This is a genomic window from Paraburkholderia phenazinium (genome assembly GCF_900141745.1).
Lineage (GTDB): Bacteria > Pseudomonadota > Gammaproteobacteria > Burkholderiales > Burkholderiaceae > Paraburkholderia > Paraburkholderia phenazinium_B.
In genome coordinates this window covers 4,261,354-4,281,222 of sequence record NZ_FSRM01000001.1, presented here as the reverse complement: position 1 = coordinate 4,281,222, position 19,869 = coordinate 4,261,354, and the positions used below count along the sequence as shown (strand labels likewise).

General features: G+C 58.5%; 20 protein-coding genes and 1 pseudogene. 17 read left to right on the top strand and 4 right to left on the bottom strand.

Annotation, left to right across the window (positions count from 1 at the left end; all coding sequences use genetic code 11):
• Positions 1-7: 7 nt before the first annotated feature.
• Genes ruvX through BUS06_RS19170 form a run of 5 tightly spaced genes read left to right on the top strand, consistent with a single transcriptional unit; the run spans position 8 to position 4,236 of the window.
• Positions 8-448: a Holliday junction resolvase RuvX gene (gene ruvX / locus BUS06_RS19190; protein ID WP_074265687.1), complete on the top strand. Its 441-nt coding sequence runs from the start codon at positions 8-10 to the stop codon at positions 446-448.
• Positions 435-965 (top strand): bifunctional pyr operon transcriptional regulator/uracil phosphoribosyltransferase PyrR, encoded by a 531-nt coding sequence (gene pyrR, locus BUS06_RS19185; RefSeq protein ID WP_074265686.1) that lies wholly within the window; start codon positions 435-437, stop codon positions 963-965. Before ruvX ends, pyrR begins: the two co-directional genes overlap by 14 nt.
• A gap of 59 nt (positions 966-1,024) precedes the next feature.
• Positions 1,025-2,065 (top strand): aspartate carbamoyltransferase catalytic subunit, encoded by a 1,041-nt coding sequence (locus tag BUS06_RS19180; RefSeq protein WP_074265685.1) that lies wholly within the window; start codon positions 1,025-1,027, stop codon positions 2,063-2,065.
• Between the two features lie 17 nt (positions 2,066-2,082).
• Positions 2,083-3,360 carry a dihydroorotase gene (locus tag BUS06_RS19175; protein ID WP_074265684.1) on the top strand — a complete coding sequence of 426 codons (1,278 nt, stop codon included), beginning with the start codon at positions 2,083-2,085 and terminating at the stop codon, positions 3,358-3,360.
• 15 nt (positions 3,361-3,375) lie between these two features.
• Positions 3,376-4,236 (top strand): lysophospholipid acyltransferase family protein, encoded by an 861-nt coding sequence (locus tag BUS06_RS19170; protein ID WP_074265683.1) that lies wholly within the window; start codon positions 3,376-3,378, stop codon positions 4,234-4,236.
• 19 nt (positions 4,237-4,255) lie between these two features.
• On the opposite strand, the gene BUS06_RS19165 is transcribed toward BUS06_RS19170, so the two are convergent.
• Positions 4,256-5,119 (bottom strand): symmetrical bis(5'-nucleosyl)-tetraphosphatase, encoded by an 864-nt coding sequence (locus BUS06_RS19165; protein ID WP_074265682.1) that lies wholly within the window; start codon positions 5,117-5,119, stop codon positions 4,256-4,258.
• Between the two features lie 127 nt (positions 5,120-5,246).
• Here BUS06_RS19165 and BUS06_RS19160 point away from each other — a divergent pair, with 127 nt between their 5' ends.
• The 12 genes and pseudogenes from BUS06_RS19160 (at position 5,247) to BUS06_RS38805 (ending at position 15,742) form a co-directional block, all read left to right on the top strand.
• On the top strand, positions 5,247-6,176 hold the full coding sequence (locus BUS06_RS19160) for a GDP-mannose 4,6-dehydratase (RefSeq protein ID WP_074265681.1): 930 nt from the start codon (positions 5,247-5,249) through the stop codon (positions 6,174-6,176).
• 388 nt (positions 6,177-6,564) lie between these two features.
• Positions 6,565-7,626, top strand: a complete 1,062-nt coding sequence (rfbB, locus tag BUS06_RS19155) for a dTDP-glucose 4,6-dehydratase (RefSeq protein WP_074265680.1) — start codon at positions 6,565-6,567, stop codon at positions 7,624-7,626.
• Positions 7,627-7,636: 10 nt separating this feature from the next.
• On the top strand, positions 7,637-8,530 hold the full coding sequence (gene rfbA, locus BUS06_RS19150) for a glucose-1-phosphate thymidylyltransferase RfbA (protein ID WP_074265679.1): 894 nt from the start codon (positions 7,637-7,639) through the stop codon (positions 8,528-8,530).
• Positions 8,515-9,066, top strand: a complete 552-nt coding sequence (gene rfbC, locus BUS06_RS19145; protein ID WP_074265678.1) for a dTDP-4-dehydrorhamnose 3,5-epimerase — start codon at positions 8,515-8,517, stop codon at positions 9,064-9,066. The genes rfbA and rfbC overlap by 16 nt, the downstream gene beginning before the upstream one ends.
• Positions 9,067-9,074: 8 nt before the next feature.
• Positions 9,075-9,968, top strand: coding sequence for a dTDP-4-dehydrorhamnose reductase (rfbD, locus tag BUS06_RS19140; RefSeq protein WP_074266192.1), 894 nt, complete (start codon positions 9,075-9,077; stop codon positions 9,966-9,968).
• Complete coding sequence (locus tag BUS06_RS19135; protein ID WP_074265677.1) at positions 9,950-10,870, top strand: glycosyltransferase family 2 protein; 921 nt, start codon at positions 9,950-9,952, stop codon at positions 10,868-10,870. The genes rfbD and BUS06_RS19135 overlap by 19 nt, the downstream gene beginning before the upstream one ends.
• Positions 10,871-10,933: 63 nt before the next feature.
• Positions 10,934-11,716: an ABC transporter permease gene (locus BUS06_RS19130; RefSeq protein ID WP_074265676.1), complete on the top strand. Its 783-nt coding sequence runs from the start codon at positions 10,934-10,936 to the stop codon at positions 11,714-11,716.
• Between the two features lie 11 nt (positions 11,717-11,727).
• On the top strand, positions 11,728-12,474 hold the full coding sequence (locus BUS06_RS19125) for an ABC transporter ATP-binding protein (RefSeq protein WP_074265675.1): 747 nt from the start codon (positions 11,728-11,730) through the stop codon (positions 12,472-12,474).
• A 35-nt stretch (positions 12,475-12,509) separates the two neighbouring features.
• Positions 12,510-12,917 (top strand): annotated as a pseudogene (locus tag BUS06_RS38235) (class I SAM-dependent methyltransferase); the annotation flags it as partial.
• A gap of 330 nt (positions 12,918-13,247) precedes the next feature.
• Entirely contained in the window at positions 13,248-15,146 is a 1,899-nt protein-coding gene (locus BUS06_RS19120; protein ID WP_438803540.1) for a glycosyltransferase family 2 protein, read from the top strand.
• A 238-nt stretch (positions 15,147-15,384) separates the two neighbouring features.
• Positions 15,385-15,576, top strand: coding sequence for an ATP-binding protein (locus BUS06_RS38810; protein WP_438803539.1), 192 nt, complete (start codon positions 15,385-15,387; stop codon positions 15,574-15,576).
• A gap of 19 nt (positions 15,577-15,595) precedes the next feature.
• A complete protein-coding gene (locus BUS06_RS38805) occupies positions 15,596-15,742 on the top strand; it encodes an ATP-binding protein (protein ID WP_254368921.1) in 147 nt (48 codons plus the stop codon).
• A gap of 268 nt (positions 15,743-16,010) precedes the next feature.
• On the opposite strand, the gene BUS06_RS19110 is transcribed toward BUS06_RS38805, so the two are convergent.
• From BUS06_RS19110 to BUS06_RS19100, 3 genes are all read right to left on the bottom strand, one after another.
• Positions 16,011-17,030: a hypothetical protein gene (locus BUS06_RS19110; protein ID WP_074265673.1), complete on the bottom strand. Its 1,020-nt coding sequence runs from the start codon at positions 17,028-17,030 to the stop codon at positions 16,011-16,013.
• A 775-nt stretch (positions 17,031-17,805) separates the two neighbouring features.
• Entirely contained in the window at positions 17,806-18,258 is a 453-nt protein-coding gene (locus tag BUS06_RS19105) for a hypothetical protein (protein ID WP_143787555.1), read from the bottom strand.
• A 157-nt stretch (positions 18,259-18,415) separates the two neighbouring features.
• Positions 18,416-19,867 (bottom strand): mannose-1-phosphate guanylyltransferase/mannose-6-phosphate isomerase, encoded by a 1,452-nt coding sequence (locus BUS06_RS19100; protein WP_074265671.1) that lies wholly within the window; start codon positions 19,865-19,867, stop codon positions 18,416-18,418.
• Positions 19,868-19,869 lie beyond the last annotated feature (2 nt).

The following is a 19,869-nucleotide window of genomic DNA, read 5'->3' as shown; positions in this document are numbered from 1 at the left end:
ATGTGCGATGAGTAGCCCGGCCGGATGGGCGGCAACGCTGATGGCGTTCGACTATGGTGAAAAACGCATCGGCGTGGCGGTCGGCAACTCGCTGACCCGAAGCGCACGGCCGCTGGTAGTGGTGCAAAACCGTAACCGCGAGTATCGCTTCGAAGAACTCGGCAAGCTGATCGCCGAGTGGAAGCCGGATGCGCTGGTGGTCGGGTTGCCCATGCATCCCGACGGCGCACCGCATGAAATGACCCAACTCGCAAAACGCTTCGGCAACCAGCTCAACGGCCGCTTCAACCTGCCGGTGACATGGATCGACGAACGCTACTCGTCGGTCGAAGCGAAGGCCGGGATTCGAGCCGGCAATGGCCGCGCGGACATGCTCGACGCCGAAGCAGCCTGCATCATCCTCCAGCAATATCTAGACGGACTTTCCGACGATCATGAGTTCCATTGACGCCGAGGCGCTGTATCGCGCTTTGCTCGAACAGATCCGTGCCGCTTATGGTGAACAACTCGGTGACCGCAGCGGCGCCAGCGGCGTCGTGCTCGCCGGCATCTACAGCGGCGGCGCGTGGCTCGTGGAACGTCTCGCGCGAGATCTGAACGTCGGCAGTTTCGGCGTCGTCAATGTCGCTTTGCATCGCGACGACTACGCGAAGAAAGGGCTGCACGCGCAGGCAAGTCCGACCTCGCTGCCGTTCGAAGTGGACAGTCGCCGCATCGTGCTGGTAGACGACGTGCTGTACACCGGCCGGACCGTGCGCGCAGCGCTAAACGAGCTTTACGACTATGGGCGCCCTGCTTCGGTCGAACTCGCCGTGCTCGCCGATCGGGGCGGACGCGAATTGCCGGTGGCGGCGCGTTTTGTCGGCGGGGTGGTGGATGTGCCGGCCGAGGCGACCCTCGTGCTGGCGCGCGATGACACCGCGGATCAGCGTTTCACATTTCACACCGAAGCACGCGTCGATTGAGCGTGAGGTGCGAGCCGTGCCCGCCGCGGCGCACGCACTCAAAACAACTCAGGTACCCCATGAATACCGCTACTCAGGTTCCCAAGGATCCTCAGGACACCACCGGCGCTACGCCGTCGCCGGATCGCTTTCGCTACGGCTTCCTGAAGGGCAACCCGCAGCTCACCAAAAACGGTGAGCTCAAGCATCTGCTGACCATCGAAGGCCTGCCGCGCAAGATCGTCACGCACATTCTCGACACCGCCGAGCAGTTCGTCAGCGTGACGGACCGCGAGGTCAAGAAGGTGCCGCTGTTACGCGGCAAATCGGTGTTCAATCTGTTCTTCGAGAACTCGACACGCACCCGTACCACCTTCGAGATTGCCGCGAAACGCTTGTCGGCTGATGTGATCAACCTGAACATCAACGCGTCGTCGACGAGCAAGGGCGAGTCGCTGCTGGACACCATCAACAACCTGTCGGCGATGCATGCGGACATGTTCGTGGTGCGCCATGCTTCGAGCGGCGCGCCGTACCTGATCGCGGAGCATTGCGCGCCGCACGTGCACGTGATCAACGCCGGCGATGGCCGTCACGCGCACCCGACTCAGGGTCTGCTCGACATGTACACGATTCGCCACTACAAGAAGGATTTCACGAATCTGCGGGTGGCGATTGTTGGCGACATCCTGCATTCGCGGGTGGCGCGCTCGGACATCCATGCGCTGACCACGCTCGGTGTGCCGGAAGTGCGTGCGATCGGTCCACGCACGTTGCTGCCGGGCGGTCTGGAACAGATGGGCGTGCGGGTGTTCCACAACCTTGACGAAGGCCTGAAGGACGTTGACGTCATCATCATGCTGCGTCTGCAGAACGAGCGGATGAGCGGTGCGCTGCTGCCGTCTGCGCAAGAATACTTCAAGAGCTGGGGACTGACGCCCGAGCGTCTCGCGCTGGCGAAACCCGACGCGATTGTCATGCATCCGGGTCCGATGAACCGTGGAGTGGAGATCGACTCGCAGGTGGCGGACGGTCCGCAATCGGTGATCCTGAATCAGGTGACGTTCGGCATCGCGGTGCGGATGGCCGTGATGGGCATCGTGGCTGGCAACAACGACTGAGCAAAACAAAGGCAGCGATGAAGATTCATATTCAAGGCGGCACGCTGATCGACCCGGCGGCCGGCACTGAACAGCAGCAGGACATTTTTATTGCGGCAGGCAAGATCGTCGCACTCGGCGCAGCACCCGCGGATTTCCACGCGGCGAAGACGATCGACGCCAAGGGCCTGTCGATCGCGCCGGGACTCGTCGATCTCGCCGCGCGTCTGCGCGAACCGGGTTACGAACATAAGGCCACGCTCGAATCGGAAATGGCCGCGGCGCTCGCGGGCGGCGTGACGAGCCTCGTCTGTCTGCCCGACACCGATCCGGTGCTAGACGAACCGGGCCTTGTTGAAATGCTCAAGTTTCGCGCGCGCAATCTGAACCAGGCGTACGTGTATCCGCTTGGTGCGCTGACGGTGGGCCTCAAAGGCCAGGTGATCACCGAGATGGTCGAGCTGACCGAAGCGGGCTGCATCGGTTTCTCGCAGGCGGACGTTCCCGTGGTGGACACGCAGGTGCTGCTGCGCGCGCTGCAGTACGCGAACACCTATGGCTACACGGTGTGGCTGCGTCCCGTGGATGCATATCTGGGCAAAGGCGGCGTCGCTGCGAGCGGGGCGCTGGCGTCGCGGCTGGGGCTGTCGGGCGTGCCGGTGTCGGCCGAGACCATCGCGCTCCATACGATCTTCGAACTGGTCCGCGTGACCGGGGCACGTGTGCACCTCTCGCACCTGTCCTCGGCGGCCGGCATCGAACTGATGCGCGCGGCCAAGGCAGAAGGCCTGCCGGTCACGTGCGATGTAACGGTGAACCATATCCACCTGATCGACCTCGACATCGGCTACTTCGACGCGCAGTTCCGCCTTGATCCGCCGCTGCGCTCGCAGCGCGATCGCGAAGCGATTCGCTCGGGCCTGGCCGACGGCACAATCGATGCAATCTGCTCCGATCACACCCCCGTCGACGATGATGAAAAGCTGTTGCCCTTCGCCGAAGCGACGCCGGGCGCGACGGGTCTGGAGCTGTTCCTCTCGCTGACAGTGAAGTGGGCGGATGAGGCCGGCGTACCGTTGGCTAAAGCGCTCAACCGTATCACCGCAGCCCCGGCCGCCGTGCTGAAGCTGGAAGCCGGCCGAATTGCAGTGGGCGCCTGCGCCGATCTGTGCATCTTCGATCGCAACGCGCACTGGCGCGTCGAGCCGCGCGTACTGAAAAGCCAGGGGCACAACACGCCGTTCCTCGGCTACGAACTGCCGGCGCGTGTGCGAGCGACGATCGTCTCCGGACACGTTGCATTCGAACAGCGCTAACTTAGGACTGCATCCATGCTCGCATTTCGCAAGGCCCGGCTGATCGCACATCTGCTGCACGGCATGTTCACGGTAGCAACGCGGTTTCCGCGCGCAAGCGCTGCCGAGCGGGAAGCGCTCAATCGCGCATGGTCGCTGAAGATGCTGCGGCTGTGCGGCATGCGTCTCGTCGTCCATAACGACAGGGCGCGGCTCGACGCCGGCGCGCTAGTGGTGGCCAATCACATCTCGTGGATCGATATCTACGTGATCAATGCATGGCGGCCGACGCCGTTCGTCTCGAAGGCCGAGATCCGTCAATGGCCGGTGGTGGGCTGGCTCGCGCAGCAACTGGGGACCGTGTTCATCCAGCGCGAAAAGCGCAGCGATGCCAAACGGATCATGCACGAACTGTCCGACCGTTTGAGCGCAGGCGAACTGATGTGCGTCTTCCCCGAAGGCACCACCTCCGATGGCCTCACGCTGCTGCCGTTCCACGCCAATATGTTTCAGGCGGCAGTGTCGGCGGCGAGCCCGGTGCAGCCGGTCTGTCTGATGTACGAAGATGCGCAGGGCCGGCAATCGACCGCGCCAGCGTATATCGGCGACATGTCGCTCGGCCAGTCGCTCGACGCGCTGCTGCGCGGCGGTCCGCTGACGGCGCATGTCTATGTGGGCGAGACATTGGCGCCGGGCGCCGACCGGCGCACGCTGGCAGCGCAGGCGGAACGGGCGGTAGGAACGGCGCTACGCAGCTTGCAAGGAGCGGGCGCGCCTGCTCGTGCCGCGGCCGTTCTGGAAAGCGAAGCATCGGCCATTCCGAATGCCACCGATGCAGCCGCGTCGCACGAAGGGACGCTGATCGACAACGTCGATCAGCACGGGCGTTCAGCTTAGTTGGGGCAGCGGGCCGGGCCTAATTGCCCGAGTTGGCTGACGACCGGCAGTCCGTGCACTCGACCTGGGTCAGCGTGCGTTCGGCCGGATTTGCCGCGAGTCGCACCGCGGACAATTCCTCGCCCCACACGCAACCCGAATCGAGCCCGATCAGGTTGTCGCGCATCACCAGACCCAGCGCGGCCCAGTGACCGAACACCACGGTGATGTCGGATGTTTTGCGTGAAGGTACGTCAAACCACGGCATAAAGCCCGGCGGCGCGGAATTGAGACCGCCGCTCGTACTGAAGTCCATCTCGCCATCCAGATTGCAAAAGCGCAGACGCGTGAGGGCGGTGCAGGTCAAACGCAGACGGTCGATGCCCTTCAGGCCCGGCTTCCAGCGGTTCGGCTCGTTGCCGTATAGACCCGCCAGCGTCTCCTTCCAGTTCGGCGCGCGCAGCGCCCGCTGCAGCTCATCGGCGAGTTCGAGCGTGAGCGTCAGATCCCATTGCGGCAACACGCCTGCGTGAACCAGCAGCATGTTGTTCTCGAAGTGCGCTACCGGCAGATGGCGGACCCAGTGTAGCAGATCTTCGGCATCGGGCGCGGCGAGAATCTCGTCGATCGTGTCGCCCTTTTTTGATTTGCGAATGCCGGCCGACACCGACAGCAGATGCAGGTCATGATTGCCGAGCACCGGCTTGGCACGTTCGCCAAGTGCGATGATGTCATGCAGCGTGGCGAGCGACTCGCTGCCGCGATTGATCAGGTCGCCGGCGAACCACAGCGGCGTTTCGGGCGACGGCGCAACCTTCGCAAGCAGTTGCTGGAACGGGGTGCGGCAACCCTGCAGGTCACCGAAGGCAAGGGGTACGGAATGCGGAAGGCTGGGAACGGTCATCTGGGGACGGAATCAGGTACACGCTGACGGTGGATGCAACATGGTAGCCTGACATAATAGCCCGTTTGATGCGACGGTATTGCGACGCTTTAAGGACCAGGAGAAAGAGGGTGAACGGAGAAAGAGGGTGAACGGAGAAACGACGAAACCAGCGACGCACGCTGAACGCCTGACACGGACTCTCGTTACGGGTGCGAACGGCTTCACGGGAAACTGGCTGACCGGCAATCTGCTGGCGAGCGGCCATGCCGTGACTGAGACAGTGGCGGGGCAGGGCACGCCGGAAACGCCGTCGCGGCGGTGGCTCGATATCACTTCGCCGGAGGAGTGCCGGCGCGTGATCGACGAGGTGCGGCCCGATTACATCGTGCACCTTGCGGCCATCAGTTTTGTCGCCCATAACGATCCGCTCGATTTTTATCGCGTCAACGTGCTGGGCACATTGAACCTGCTGCAGGCATGCGCGGATGTCGGTCATACGCCGCGCAAGGTGCTGGTGGCAAGCAGTGCGAACGTCTATGGCAACGTGACCAGCGAGGCGATCGACGAGAGCTTTCCGGTTGCGCCCGTCAATCACTATGCGGCCAGCAAGGCGTCGATGGAGTCGCTCGTGCGCACGTGGTTCGACCGGCTGCCGCTGCTGATTGTCCGGCCGTTCAACTACACAGGACGCGGGCAGACTGCGAATTTCCTCGTGCCCAAGATCGTGGAACATTTTGCCCGCCGCGAGCCTGAAATTTCGCTGGGGAATATCGACGTGGCGCGTGACTTTTCGGATGTCCGCTACGTGGTACGGGCATACGAGGCGCTGCTGGACTCCGGTGCCGTGGGTGAGACGGTGAATGTGTGTACCGGACAGCCCTATACCCTCCGGGAGATTCTGGCGATAGCCAGTGAGATCACAGGCCATGAACTGGAGATCCGGGTCAATCCGGCGTTTGTGCGCCAGACCGATGTGAAGATGCTGGCTGGATCGCCGGCCAAGCTACGCAAGCTGGTGCCGGAGGTCGAGGCGATTGGATTCCGGGACACGCTGCAATGGATGTTGGCGGCCTGAAAGCGGCCGGAAATGGCGCAGCAGCTCTTGATGCGATGACGGCGCCTTACACGGCGCCATTTTGTATGTCCATTTGCAACGCGGGCTTTTCCCCGAGTATTCAGATCGGAATCGATTCCCGGGAATTGTCAGCAACTTCGGGTAATTTCCCCTTATTCCATCATATCTGCATACGGTCGTTGTCAAGCTGTTTCAAGTTGTTAGGGCTCTAGTTTTTAGCTGCTGCCGCTTTATAATCGGGGCATCATAAAATTTGGGCATTCTGGCGCCTGTTTTTTTGCATGGGACGCAGCCGTAAGGCAATCACAAGGCGTCGCACACCAACCATACGGGTGACCGGATCGACGCGTCGGGTCGCATCGACTACGAACATCTAGCAAGGAATTCTATGATCCTGGTAACGGGCGGTGCCGGTTTTATCGGCGCTAACTTCGTGCTTGACTGGCTGAACGCCTCGGACGAACCGGTCCTCAACCTCGACAAGCTGACCTACGCAGGCAATCTGCGTACGCTCAAGTCGCAGCAGGACAATCCGAAGCATGTTTTTGTGCGTGCCGACATCTGCGATCGGGCAGCGCTGGACGCGCTGTTCGCCGAGCACAAGCCGCGTGCGGTGCTGCACTTCGCGGCCGAGAGCCACGTCGACCGTTCGATCCACGGTCCCGCTGATTTCGTTCAGACCAACGTGGTGGGCACATTCACGCTGCTGGAAGCGACCCGCTCGTACTGGAGCGCGTTGAGCGACGCAGACAAGGCCGCTTTCCGTTTCCTGCACGTTTCGACTGACGAGGTGTTCGGCTCGCTGTCGGCTACGGATCCGCAATTCTCGGAAACCACGCCTTACGCGCCGAACAGCCCTTACTCGGCCACCAAGGCCGGCTCCGACCATCTGGTTCGCGCCTACCACCATACGTACGGCCTGCCCGTACTGACGACGAACTGCTCGAACAACTACGGCCCGTACCAGTTCCCCGAGAAGCTGATCCCGCTGATGATCGCCAACGCGCTGGCTGGCAAGCCGCTGCCGGTGTACGGCGACGGTCAGAACGTGCGTGACTGGCTGTACGTGGGCGACCACTGCAGCGCAATCCGGGAAGTGCTTGAGCGTGGCGTGCCGGGCGAGACGTACAACGTCGGCGGCTGGAACGAGAAGAAGAACCTCGACGTCGTGCATACGCTGTGCGACCTGCTCGACGAGCAGCGTCCGAAGGCGGCCGGCTCGTACCGCGATCAGATCACGTATGTGACGGACCGCCCCGGCCACGACCGCCGCTATGCGATCGACGCGCGTAAGCTCGAGCGCGAGCTGGGCTGGAAGCCGGCCGAGACGTTCGAGACGGGTTTGGCAAAGACGGTGCGGTGGTATCTCGACAACCAGGAATGGGTCGACGAAGTCGCTTCGGGCGAATACCGCAAGTGGGTTGAAACCAACTACGCGCAGCGCGCGTAAAGGCAACGTCATGGCGCGCAAAGGCATTATTCTCGCGGGAGGATCGGGTACGCGCCTGTATCCGATCACCCACGTCGTTTCGAAGCAACTGCTTCCGGTGTACGACAAGCCGATGATTTACTACCCGCTGTCGACGCTGATGGTAGCGGGCATCCGCGACGTGCTGATCATCTCCACGCCGCAGGACACGCCGCGCTTCGAAGCCATGCTGGGCGACGGCAGCCAGTGGGGCATGAATATCCAGTATGCGGTTCAGCCGACGCCTGACGGTCTGGCTCAGGCGTTCATCATTGGCCGGGACTTCGTGGGCAATGATCCTTCGGCGCTGATCCTTGGCGACAACATTTTCTACGGCCACGATCTCGCCAAGCAGCTCGAGCGCGCCAACGCGCAGGAGCAAGGTGCGACTGTGTTCGCGTATCACGTGCACGACCCCGAGCGCTATGGCGTGGTGGAATTCGACAAACAGTTTCGCGCGCTGTCGATCGAGGAAAAGCCGGCCAATCCGCGCTCCAACTACGCAGTGACGGGGTTGTACTTCTACGACAAGCAGGTGTGCGATGTTGCGGCCGATATCAAGCCTTCGCCGCGTGGCGAGCTTGAAATTACGGATGTCAATTCTCGCTATCTGTCAAAGGGCGAACTCAACGTCGAGATCATGGGACGCGGTTTTGCGTGGCTCGACACCGGCACGCATGATTCGCTCATCGAAGCCGCGACGTTTATTGCCACGTTGCAAAAGCGCCAGGGCCTGGTCGTGGCGTGCCCGGAAGAGATTGCTTACCGGCAGCAGTGGATTGATGGGGAGCAGTTGTCAGCGCTTGCCAAACCGCTCGCGAAGAACGCCTACGGAAAGTATCTGCAAACCATTCTTACGGACCAAGTCGCATGGCCATCCAAGTAACTGCTACAGCGCTGCCGGAAGTCAAGATTGTCGAGCCGAAGGTGTTCGGCGATGCGCGTGGCTTCTTCTACGAGAGCTTCAACGGTCGGGAGTTCTCCGAGCACGTTGCGCCGGGTGTCGAGTTCGTTCAGGACAATCATTCGCGTTCCGCAAAAGGTGTGCTGCGTGGCTTGCATTATCAGATCGTGCATGCGCAGGGAAAGTTGGTGCGCGTCGTGGAAGGCGAGGTGTTCGATGTTGCGGTGGACATCCGCAAGAGCTCGCCGAACTTCGGCAAGTGGGTGGGCGTGACGCTGTCGGAGGAGAATCATCGGCAACTGTGGGTTCCGCCGGGTTTTGCTCATGGTTTCGTTGTGCTCTCTGAATCCGCGCAGTTCTTGTATAAGACGACGGATTACTGGTACCCCGAACACGAGCGCAGCATCGTCTGGAACGATCCGGAGGTTGGCATCGAATGGCCGATCAACAGCGAACCGTTGCTGGCTGCGAAGGACGCGGCGGGCAAACGGTTGGCGGAAGCCGAGCATTTCGCGTGAGGTCTGTGGTGACAAAGCGTGAAGAGCAAACCATCCTGCTAACCGGTGTGAATGGGCAAGTCGGCTTCGAACTGGCGCGCAGCCTGCAAGGTCTGGGTAAAGTCGTCGCGCTGGATCGCAGGGAGCTGGACCTTGGCGATCTGGATCAGGTGCGGCGCGTCGTGCGCGAGGTGAAACCTGATCTGATCGTGAATCCTGCTGCGCATACGGCAGTCGATAAAGCGGAAACCGATGTCGAAGCTGCGATGCGTCTGAACGCCGAAGCGCCAGGCGTGCTGGCCGAAGAGGCAAAGCGGCTTGGCGCGGCGCTCGTTCACTACTCCACGGACTATGTGTTCGACGGCACCAAGAACGGCGCATACGTCGAGAGCGATGCGGTCAATCCTCAGAACGTTTATGGCAAAAGCAAGCTGGCCGGTGAGCAGGCGATTGCGGCGTCGGGGTGCGCGCATCTGATATTCCGCACGAGTTGGGTGTACAGCACGCGCGGCAAGAATTTTCTGCTGACGATGCTGCGCCTCGGCGCGGAGCGCGAAGAACTGAGCGTGGTGGCCGATCAGATCGGCGCGCCCACCTGGTCGAATACGATTGCGGCGTTGAGCGCGAATGTGCTGGCACAAGCCGCGGCAGTCGGTGAGGGCGACTGGTGGCAAGAACACTCCGGCATCTATCACCTCACGGCTTCCGGCGCCACTTCGTGGCATGGTTTTGCCGAGGCGATTTTCGAATTTTCGGATTTATCGAAAAAGCCGACCGTGAAGCCGATTCCGGCCGCTTCGTATCCGACGCCGGCGGCGCGACCCGCTAACTCGCGCATTTCGAACGACAAGCTCGCCAACGCGTTCGGCGTCCGTGCCCCGGACTGGCGCGAAGCGTTGCGTCTATGCATGGCGGCGCGTTGAGCGGCGATCTTTACACGTTACGCACTGGCGCGGTTGTGGTTTTCTACAACCCGGATTCCGCGTGCATCGCGCGGGCCAACCGGCTCGCCGAGGTGATGCATTGCGTGGTTGTCGACAACAGTCCTTCAGTGCGGACGTCGAGCGAGGTGGGCCTATCTGCTGCCGTCAGTTATTTACCTAACGGCGCAAATCTTGGCATTGCTACGGCCATCAATCAGGGCGTGGCATCGCTGATTGATGCTGGCTTCGATGCCGCGATTCTTTTTGACCAGGACAGTGAGCCGTCAAGGCAGTTGCTTGACGGATTGCCGCGCCTGCTTGAAGAGGCGTTGCGTCGCCACGAGCGTGTGGCGTTAATTGGTCCGGCGTACGAGGACCTGCGTCTTGGCGACGTGGCGCCGTTCGTACGCTTTGGGTATCTGAAGCTGCGCCGGATACCACCGGTTGGTGTCACGCCTATCGATGTTGATTTTTTGATCAGCTCGGGTTCGTGCATCAATCTGGCCGCGTGGCAGGAAGTTGGCCCTATGGACGACGCGTTGTTCATCGATTTCGTCGATCTGGAGTGGTGCATCAGGGCGCGCGCGAAGGGTTTCGCGGTGCTCGGCGCACCCGAGTTGCGGCTCGCTCACGAACTGGGTGGCGAGCCGGTGCGCGTTCTCGGACGGCTGTATCCGAGCCATAGTCCGCTGCGTCATTATTATCTGTTTCGGAACGCGGTTGCGTTGATCAAGCGTAGCTATGTTCCGTGCACGTGGAAGTCCACGGAGCTCATCAAGTTTCCGTTTCGCCTTGCGATCTATGGGTTATTCCTGCAGCCGCGTCTGGGTCATCTGCGGATGGCTCTGACTGGTATCTGGCATGGATTGATCGGTCGCATGGGTGCTCTGGAGCAACATTGAAATTAGTGAGCGTCACACGCTATGGCGTTGTACCCCTTAATCGAAAATACTTAAAAGTCCACAATGTTTAGTCTCGGATTTGTTGATCTCAAAGAAAGCATCGCGTCATGGCGGCTATGGACGCTGCTGGGCTGGTTGGAAGTGCGGCAGCGCTATGCACGCTCGCGGGTCGGGCCGTTCTGGTTGACGATCAGCACGGGTGTGCTGATCGGTTCGATCGGTATCATCTATGGCACGCTGTTCGGCCAGAAGATGAGCGACTATCTTCCGTATCTGGCTATCAGTCTTGTGATGTGGGGTACCTTCTCGCAGACCATTACCGAAGGCAGTACGGCGTATATCAACAGTACCGCCTACATCCGACAAGCGGCGACGCCGAAACTGATCTTTATGTTGCAGGTGGTCTGGCGCAACCTCGTGATTCTTGCGCACAATTTTCTGATCGTCCTGCTGCTGTTGTGCATTTTCGGCGTGAAGAGTTGGGTGACGTTGCCTGTCTTCATTCCGGCGTTGATTCTCTACATGATCAATGCACTCTGGATCGCGATGGTAGCGGGTTTGCTGTCTGCGCGTTTCCGCGATTTGCCGCAAATCATCGCGGCGGTCATGCAGATCGCGTTTTACGTGACACCGATCATCTTTCGCCCGGTTGCGTTGACTCGCTTTTCTCTCATCGTCAGGCTGAATCCACTCGCGCATCTGATCGAGCTGGTGCGTGCGCCGCTGATTGGCGAATGGCCGACTCCCATAACGTGGGGGGTGGCAATTGGTATGGCCGTCTTTGGCTGGATCTTTGCGCTCGCACTGACTGGCCGTTACTTGAAACGCATTCCGTACTGGGTCTAAGAAGGCAAATCATGGCGTATATCGAACTCAAGGGCGCGACGCTCGACTTGCCCATTTACGACGTGCAGGGCCGTTCGCTGAAGAAGACAGTGCTGCGCATGGGCCGTCGGAACACTATCGCAGAGGGCACTGACGGTGTTGTGGTCGTCCGCGCAATCAACAACGTCGATCTTCGTCTCGAGAAGGGCGATCGGATCGGCCTGATCGGCCGCAACGGTGCCGGAAAGTCTACCTTACTTCGCATGATGGCGGGGATCTATTCTCCGACGGTCGGGTCGGTCGTCAGCACAGGCAAGATCGTGCCGTTGCTCGACATCAGTCTCGGGATGGACGAGAACTCTACGGGGATGCAAAACATTCGCCTGCGTGGCCTGCTTCTTGGCATGTCGGATGCGGAGATCCGCGCAAAGCAGCAATCGATCGCGGAGTTTTCTGAGCTGGGTGATTATCTTGATCTGCCGCTGCGTACCTATTCGAGCGGTATGCGCGTGCGACTGGCTTTTGCGGTATCGACCGCAGTCGATGCGGAGATCCTTCTCCTTGACGAAGTGATGGGCGTGGGTGACGCATCGTTCATGCACAAGGCCGAAGAGCGACTCGCGGACCTGCATAGCCGTGCCGAAATCGTCGTACTGGCGATGCATTCGAACAAGGAGATCCGCAAAGTGTGCAACAAGGCCTTGTGGATGGAGCGGGGCCACGTGCGCGCATTTGGTCCGGTCGAAGAAGTGGTGTCCCAGTACGAGGCGCAGGACTGAGTGAGCAAGCGACGTTATCTGTGGCCCCTCCCACGATGAAAACATTAGAACAACTATATCTGCAGCGCCGTGGAAAGGTGTCGGACACAGAATCACGTGACCTTGCAGAGTACGATCGAATTCTTGCTGCGTATCGCGACCGGCCGATCAACCTTCTCGAGATAGGCGTCCGGAACGGTGGGTCGCTTGAAATATGGTCGGAATTCTTTAGAAATGCGAACAAGCTAGTTGGCTGCGATATTAATCCGGAGAGCGCTGGCCTTGGTTCCGATCCGCGAATCGCGATGGTCGTCGGTGATGCGAATCTGGACGAGACCGTGCTGGCCATCGCCAATCACGCGGAGCGTTTCGATATTGTCATTGCCGATGCTTCACATGCGTCGGGCGATATCGTCAAATCGTTCCTGCGTTACTTCCCGAAACTCGAAGACGGGGGGATCTTTCTTGTCGAAGATCTCCATCGTGCTGACGAGCAAGATCTTGATGGTGGCCGACATCATGCTGACTCCCCGATCGCGTTTTTCAAGTTGCTGGAGTCGATTCATTCGGTCGAGTTTGTTAACTCGGCGTGCGTCATCCGTAAGTTACCTGCTGCCCAAAACTCTGACTTGCAGCAAAACGTCAAGAGACTTGAGCGGCAGATTCTCTTCTTGCAGGACGACGTTGCCCGACGCGACGCAGGCCTCGCCAGCCTCCAGCAGAAAATGGACGTTTTGCTTCATTCGGTTAGCTGGCGTGTGACGGCACCGTTGCGCTGGCCCGGAGCCAGCCTGTTGCGGATAAGGCATCTGACGGGAGTGGTGGGGCGCGCCGTACGCGCAAGCGGTGGATTCAAGCCCATGATCCGCAAGGTGGTCAGCCTGTATCGCAGAGAGGGCTTTTCGGGTTTGCGGAATGGATTTCGCCAGCGTAGAGACTTATCGCAAGAGAGCGCCAAGCGAAATGACTACGACGAGTGGATTGAGCGCTACGACTGCATAGACGACGAACAGCGCGCGGCGATTCAAAAGCGGATTGCGGTAATGCCTGACAGGCCGCTTATCTCGGTGGTGATGCCGACGTACAACCCAAAACCGGAATGGTTGAAAGAGGCGATCGAATCGATACGCAATCAGTTGTATCCCAACTGGGAGCTTTGCATTGCCGACGATTTATCAACCGATCCGGCGATTCGTCCACTGCTGGAGCAGATGTCTAGCGAAGATTCACGGATCAAGGTGATATTTCGGGAGCAGAACGGACATATCTCCGCAGCGTCGAATAGCGCATTGCAGCTTGCTACCGGGGACTGGGTTGCTCTGCTGGATCACGATGACCTGTTGCCGGAGCACGCGTTGTATTGCGTGGCCAATGCGATCGTTGCGAATCCTTCGGCGCGGCTGATTTATTCAGACGAAGACAAAATGGATGCTGCGGGTCGTCGTCACGATCCGTACTTTAAGTGCGATTGGAATCGGGACTTGTTTTACTCGCAGAATTTCTTCAGTCATCTCGGCGTCTACCATAAGGCACTGCTGGATACCGTCGGAGGTTTCCGCATTGGCATTGAGGGTTCGCAGGACTACGACCTGGTTCTGCGGTGTATCGAGCATATTGACGACGATGCGATCCATCACATTCCACGTGTGCTTTACCACTGGCGCGTTCATGCCGAAAGCACAGCTGGCGGGGCTGATGCTAAGCCATACGCGGCACTGGCTGGCGAGCGTGCGCTCAACGAGCACTTTGCAAGGCGAGGGGTGGCGGCCAGCGTCGAATGGATTACACGAGGCTACCACGCGCATTACTCATTACCGGCAACGTTGCCGCTGGTTAGTCTCATCATCCCGACACGGAACGCATTGAAGCTGATGCGGCAGTGCATTGATAGCATTGTCGGCAAGACCACTTACTCGAACTACGAAATTATTGTTGTCGATAACGGTTCGGACGATCCTGAAGCGCTGCGCTACTTCGAGTCGCTAGGTGAGGATGCACGGATCCGCGTGCTACGCGACGACAGTCCATTCAACTATTCAGCATTGAATAATTCAGCTGTTGCGCAGGCGAGAGGGGAACTGGTCGCCCTGATCAACAACGATATCGAGGTTATTTCACCGGACTGGCTTTCCGAAATGGTGAGCCTCGCGCTGCAACCGGGGGTAGGGGCCGTCGGGGCAAAACTGTATTACCCCAACGATACATTGCAGCACGGTGGGGTTGTGCTCGGCATTGCAGGCGTAGCGGGACACGCAAACAAACATGCTCAACGGCCGGCTTATGGTTACTTCGGAAGAACCTGTCTGATCGGTTCATATTCCGCGGTAACAGCTGCATGCCTCGTCATACGCAAATCAATCTATCAGGAAGTCGGTGGACTAAACGAAAAAGACCTGACGATCGCATTCAACGATATCGACTTTTGCTTGCGCATTCGGGAAGCAGGCTATCGCAACGTCTGGACACCCTATGCTGAGCTTTATCATCATGAGTCGGCGACGCGTGGCGATGAGATCAATCCTCAAAGGCGGGTGCAGTTTTTGACGGAAATTGCCTACATGCAGCAGCGTTGGGGCGAGGTGCTGTCGAGGGATCCCGCTTATAGTCCGAACCTGACGTTGGATTATGAAGACTTTAGTCTTGCGTGGCCGCCTCGGGTTGAGGCGTTGGGGCGCGACGTAGCTTCGAGTTAGCTGCGGTCGATGCGCGGGTTCTGGTGCGATGGCGATGATGGGGTGCGGAATTCCGCTATGAGAGCTTGACTTCAACACCACGTGGGGAGCCGGACGAAAGGCGCATCGCATTCGCCGCAGAGCTGTTACCGATTACGGGGGCGCCCGTTCGGGTTTGAAGATATTTTCTTTTCAATACCATGACCATCGGAGACTGGCGCATCTGACCGAGTATGGATCAAGAGCTTTTGTGCAATAGATTGATCATGGGCGATCTGCAGAGGCGAGCGGCAACGGCGGTTTCAGGAAATGGCTGCTGCAGATCGCGCGCGTTGACGTCCTCCTACTGGACGACTGGGTAATGGCTCCCCTTGATGAGATGGTTCGAAATGATCTGCTCGAGATGATCGATGACCGTTCGGCGGGCAAAGCCACTATCGTCACCAGCTAGCTACCGATTGAACACTGGCATGGATAGATTCGGCGACGAAACCGTCGCCGATGCAATGTTCGACCGTCTCTTGCAGCATCATCACCGGATCACGCTTGCCGGCGGCTCGCTTCGAAAGGCATCTCTCAACCCCAAAAACTTGGATCCCGAACTCGACCAGAACTGACACGAAACCCTACAATCGATACCGCGCAACGCCCATCCGGCCAAACCGGTCACGTCCCCGAAATCGGCGGTCACGTTCGCCGAAATATGCAAAAAACGACGCGACTGACGCGGAAGCGCTCTTCGGAGGCCGTCGCTCTGTCAAACATGCGCTTTTGCCGATCAAGCGATCAAGGGCGTGGAGCAGCAATCGTTGGTGCCACTGCATCGTGTCCGGCAACGTTTGGTCAGGTCGCACACCGCTGGAGCCAATGAGAGCCGCGGTTTGCTCAGTGGGTTCGGAAAAGCTGCCGACGAATACGTCTTAGTGGTGCTGTTATCCGCCACGACATTGACTGCTCCATCGTGGCCAGCAAGCGATGCGCACTTTTCAAGGCCGTGCGGGCCTCGGCTATGTTTCCTTCCAGCGAGCTAATAGATTCACGCTGGTCACGGAGTGTCTTATTAAGACTATCGCCCTGCTCTAAGGCATTCCTAAGACTAGCATCCAACTGCTCAATTTCTTGCTCGAGTCGCCACTGATATCTTAGAGCTGGAGCGATATCGTTGAGATAAGACTCTGCGGCAGAAAGCGCGCTCAAATAATCTGACGAGGTGTCATTGTTAGGATTTGCAATGTAGGTTTGCACCGCGTAAAACAAGTCTCTAACTTGTCTGGCCGCTGATCCGAGAGTGTCCAGATCTCCCATTGAAAAGCGTGAATGTCTAAGCGGTGCATCGAGAAACTCTTCCGCGAAGTTAACTACCCGCTCATGGTCGAGCTGCAAATTCAAATCATTCGCCATTCTCAATAGGTGCGCTCGTGGGTGGTCGAGGAGTTGGTCGTAGTCCACCAGCGTTCGATGTCGCCCCTCTGTTGCGCGAAGTGCGGGGACGGTATGCGCAAGCCAAAGTAGATAGCATTTCTCATCGGAAAACTTATTCCAGGTTTGCAGCGAGCGACATACACTCATTGGATTTCTTACCGCGACCACATAGGCAACCCGAATGCTCAAGAGGTCGAAGACTGTTTGCCAGAATGGCAGCAGTCGCGCCATGCGTGGATCTTTCAGGGCAAAAGTTCTTCCCTTTGTCTTACTCATTAGAAGCTCAAGCGCAGCTTTCTGTTGGTGTTCAATGATTTTCCTATCGATCGTGCCGAGATCTATCGGACCAGCAGTGTGCCAACTCGTGCCCGCCGCGGTCATAAGTTCGATGTTTATCCGATTAATGTCGACGTCCTCAAAGAATCCCTTATCATTGATTCCTGCTATCGGCGGTAGCAATCGTTCGCCGAATTCGGCGCCCATTGTCTCCAGAGCTCGGGTTGTCACGCTTGTACCACTCCGATGCATGCCAAGTACGACAATGAGGGTGCCATGCGATGATGATGCGTCAGGTACGAATTGCATTGCGATAAAGAGTGCGAAATGTTGATCTTTCTGGCTGTCGTCTGAGGACGAACGCAACTGTACCGGGAAAGACTGGAAAAGTGTTTTGGCTGTTTAGACCTGCAAGTTGACGGTGCCAACTCATCATGCTAATCCAAACGCCAGCGCTACGGTCGATTTTGATGCATAAGAAAATTTAACAATTTCTATCTGGCTCGGGCAACGGCTGCTGGATAGCGTATCAGTGTCACTGACACGAACTTATAAACATGGGACGGCACTGTGTCACGCTGGCGAGGACCGGAATTCACTTGAAGCGTCGGTGGTTGAGCGGCGAGATATTTTCTCAATGAAATAAATTGCGAACATCTGCCAGAAGCGATCTCGCCGTAGCATTCGGCTTTCAACCGAAGCTCGCGACGATCGTTTTGCATAAATCGGTCTGTCGAGCGAAACGAGGTATTCGAGCAGCGGGCCTGCAGTGCGTCTGTTTTATTGCGAATGTACCAGCATTACTTCCTGCCTACTCGCCTCGATAGTATGCACTCGCCAGCGATCTGGAACGCTGCGGATATGCCACCGAAGTATAGGTAATGAGGCGTTCACATGATCGCAGGCTTTCGACGCGAAGCACTCGGTCGCCACCTAGACAGGCACTGGCACTGACGGGCTGGTGAAGAGGTGAGGTATCGATCTAGCGCTTCTTGATCACGATCGTTATGCTGTCAGCTTCGGCAAATAGATCAATTCCGCACACGCACTTCATCTCGTGATAGTCGAACCGCGTGGAACCGCAGTTCCAACAGGAAGTTGGGACCGTAGCGCGACGATAAAGCGAGATCACATCAATCTGCGCAAAGAGGCTGCGAAGCCCTTTAAGATTGAAATGCGAGCCTCGGGCTAGAGCTAGAAGCCGGTCGTCGTCGACGCCGACGCCAATGCGCCTCATGTGGTCTATGCCAAGCAGCACCGATAAAGCTGTTTGGCCGCGCCGCTCGCCGAATTCCTGCCGATACTGATCGTGCGACGGGTGGCTCGTGTGGACATCCTCCAGAACGTAGGTCCCGCCAGAACGCAAAGCATTACGTCCGTGCTTTAGGCAGATCGATTGATGACTCGGAACGTGAGATGCGTCCTCGGTGACCATATCGAGATCGTCGAAACCATTCACTAATGACGAAACAGCCTATTCGTTAGCCTGATCAATCTCACGATAGCTGGTACGTCGGTGAACCGGCCATTCGATCTGTAGCGGTAGGACGTCATAAACTGCGGAGAACGCATCACGAGTGCTTTCTCGCGACTCAGGTTGTCGGCGCGCGTCCGTAGATATCTTCGAACCGGACGATATCGTCTTCGCCCAGATACTCACCGCACTGGACCTCGATCAAGACAAGATTCATCACTCCTGGATTGATCAGACGGTGCTTGTGGCCAGCGGGAATATAGGTCGACTCGTTGGGTTGCAGTGAAATGACCTGCTCTCCGTTGACGATGTCCGCGCAGCCACTTACCACTATCCAGTGCTCGCTACGGTGATGGTGCATCTGCAGTGACAACGACGCTCCTGGCTTTACGACGATGCGCTTCATCTTGAACCGGTCACCTTCCTCGAGCACGGTGTATGTGCCCCATGGGCGATGCACGGTACGGTGCAGGCGGTACGCGTCATGATTCGCTCCCTTGAGCTTCGCGACGATCTGCTTCACATCTTGTGCGCGGTCGCGAGCAGCGATCAGCAATGCGTCAGCCGTATCCACCACGATCACGTCGTGGACCCCGACCATGCCGATCAGCCGGCCGTCACTGCGGACGAAGCAGTTATCAACGTCGTGCAACTCGGCCTCACCATGAATCCTGTTGCCGCGTTCATCGGGGCGCGTGAGCTCACTGATCGATTGCCACGAGCCGATGTCGCTCCAGCCCATTTCGCACGGCACAACGTTCACGTTATTTGATCGTTCCATGACTGCGTAGTCGATGGAGATGTTCTCGGACTTGCTGAATTGCGCGTTGTCGAGCTCAATGGCGTAGCCGTCTTGGGACGTGCTTCGTTTGGCTTCGTTCACCGCATTGAGTGACGGTTCTGCCACGCTTGGTACATGACGTGCCAGTTCCGCGAGCATCGTTTCGGCGGTGAAGCAGAACATGCCGGCGTTCCAAAGGTGGTGGCCGTCCGCTATTAGTTCCTTGGCGACATCCAATGCAGGCTTTTCGACGAAACGCACGACCTTGTGCACCCCTTGCGCGCCGGGCAGCGGCTGCGTTTCGAATTCAATGTAGCCGTAGCCGGTTTCCGGTCCAGTTGGGCGAATCCCGAACGTAACTAGCCGACCTTCCTGTGCGGATCCTACGGCGTCCTTCACGGCTCTCCCAAAGGCAGCCTGATCTTCGATCAATTGATCGGCCGGCATCACCAGCATGATGGCATCGGGGCCGTGCCGCTGACGCACGACCTCCGCAGCCACAGCAATCGCCCCAGCGGTATTACGAGCCGTGGGCTCCAGAATGAACCCTAGTTGTGAGATACCGGATTCTACTTCGACGCATTCGTCCTTTGTGAGGAAATAGGTCTCGCGGTTTGTGACAAACACGACTTCATCCGAGTTCGCTACCCGCGACGCTCGCAGAAATGTTTTCTGCAGCAAGCTTTGACCGTCCGCCAGCTTCAGCAATGGCTTCGGAAAGGCTTCGCGGGACACGGGCCACAGTCGTGTCCCCGCACCTCCACAAATGATGACGGGAATGATCTTCATGG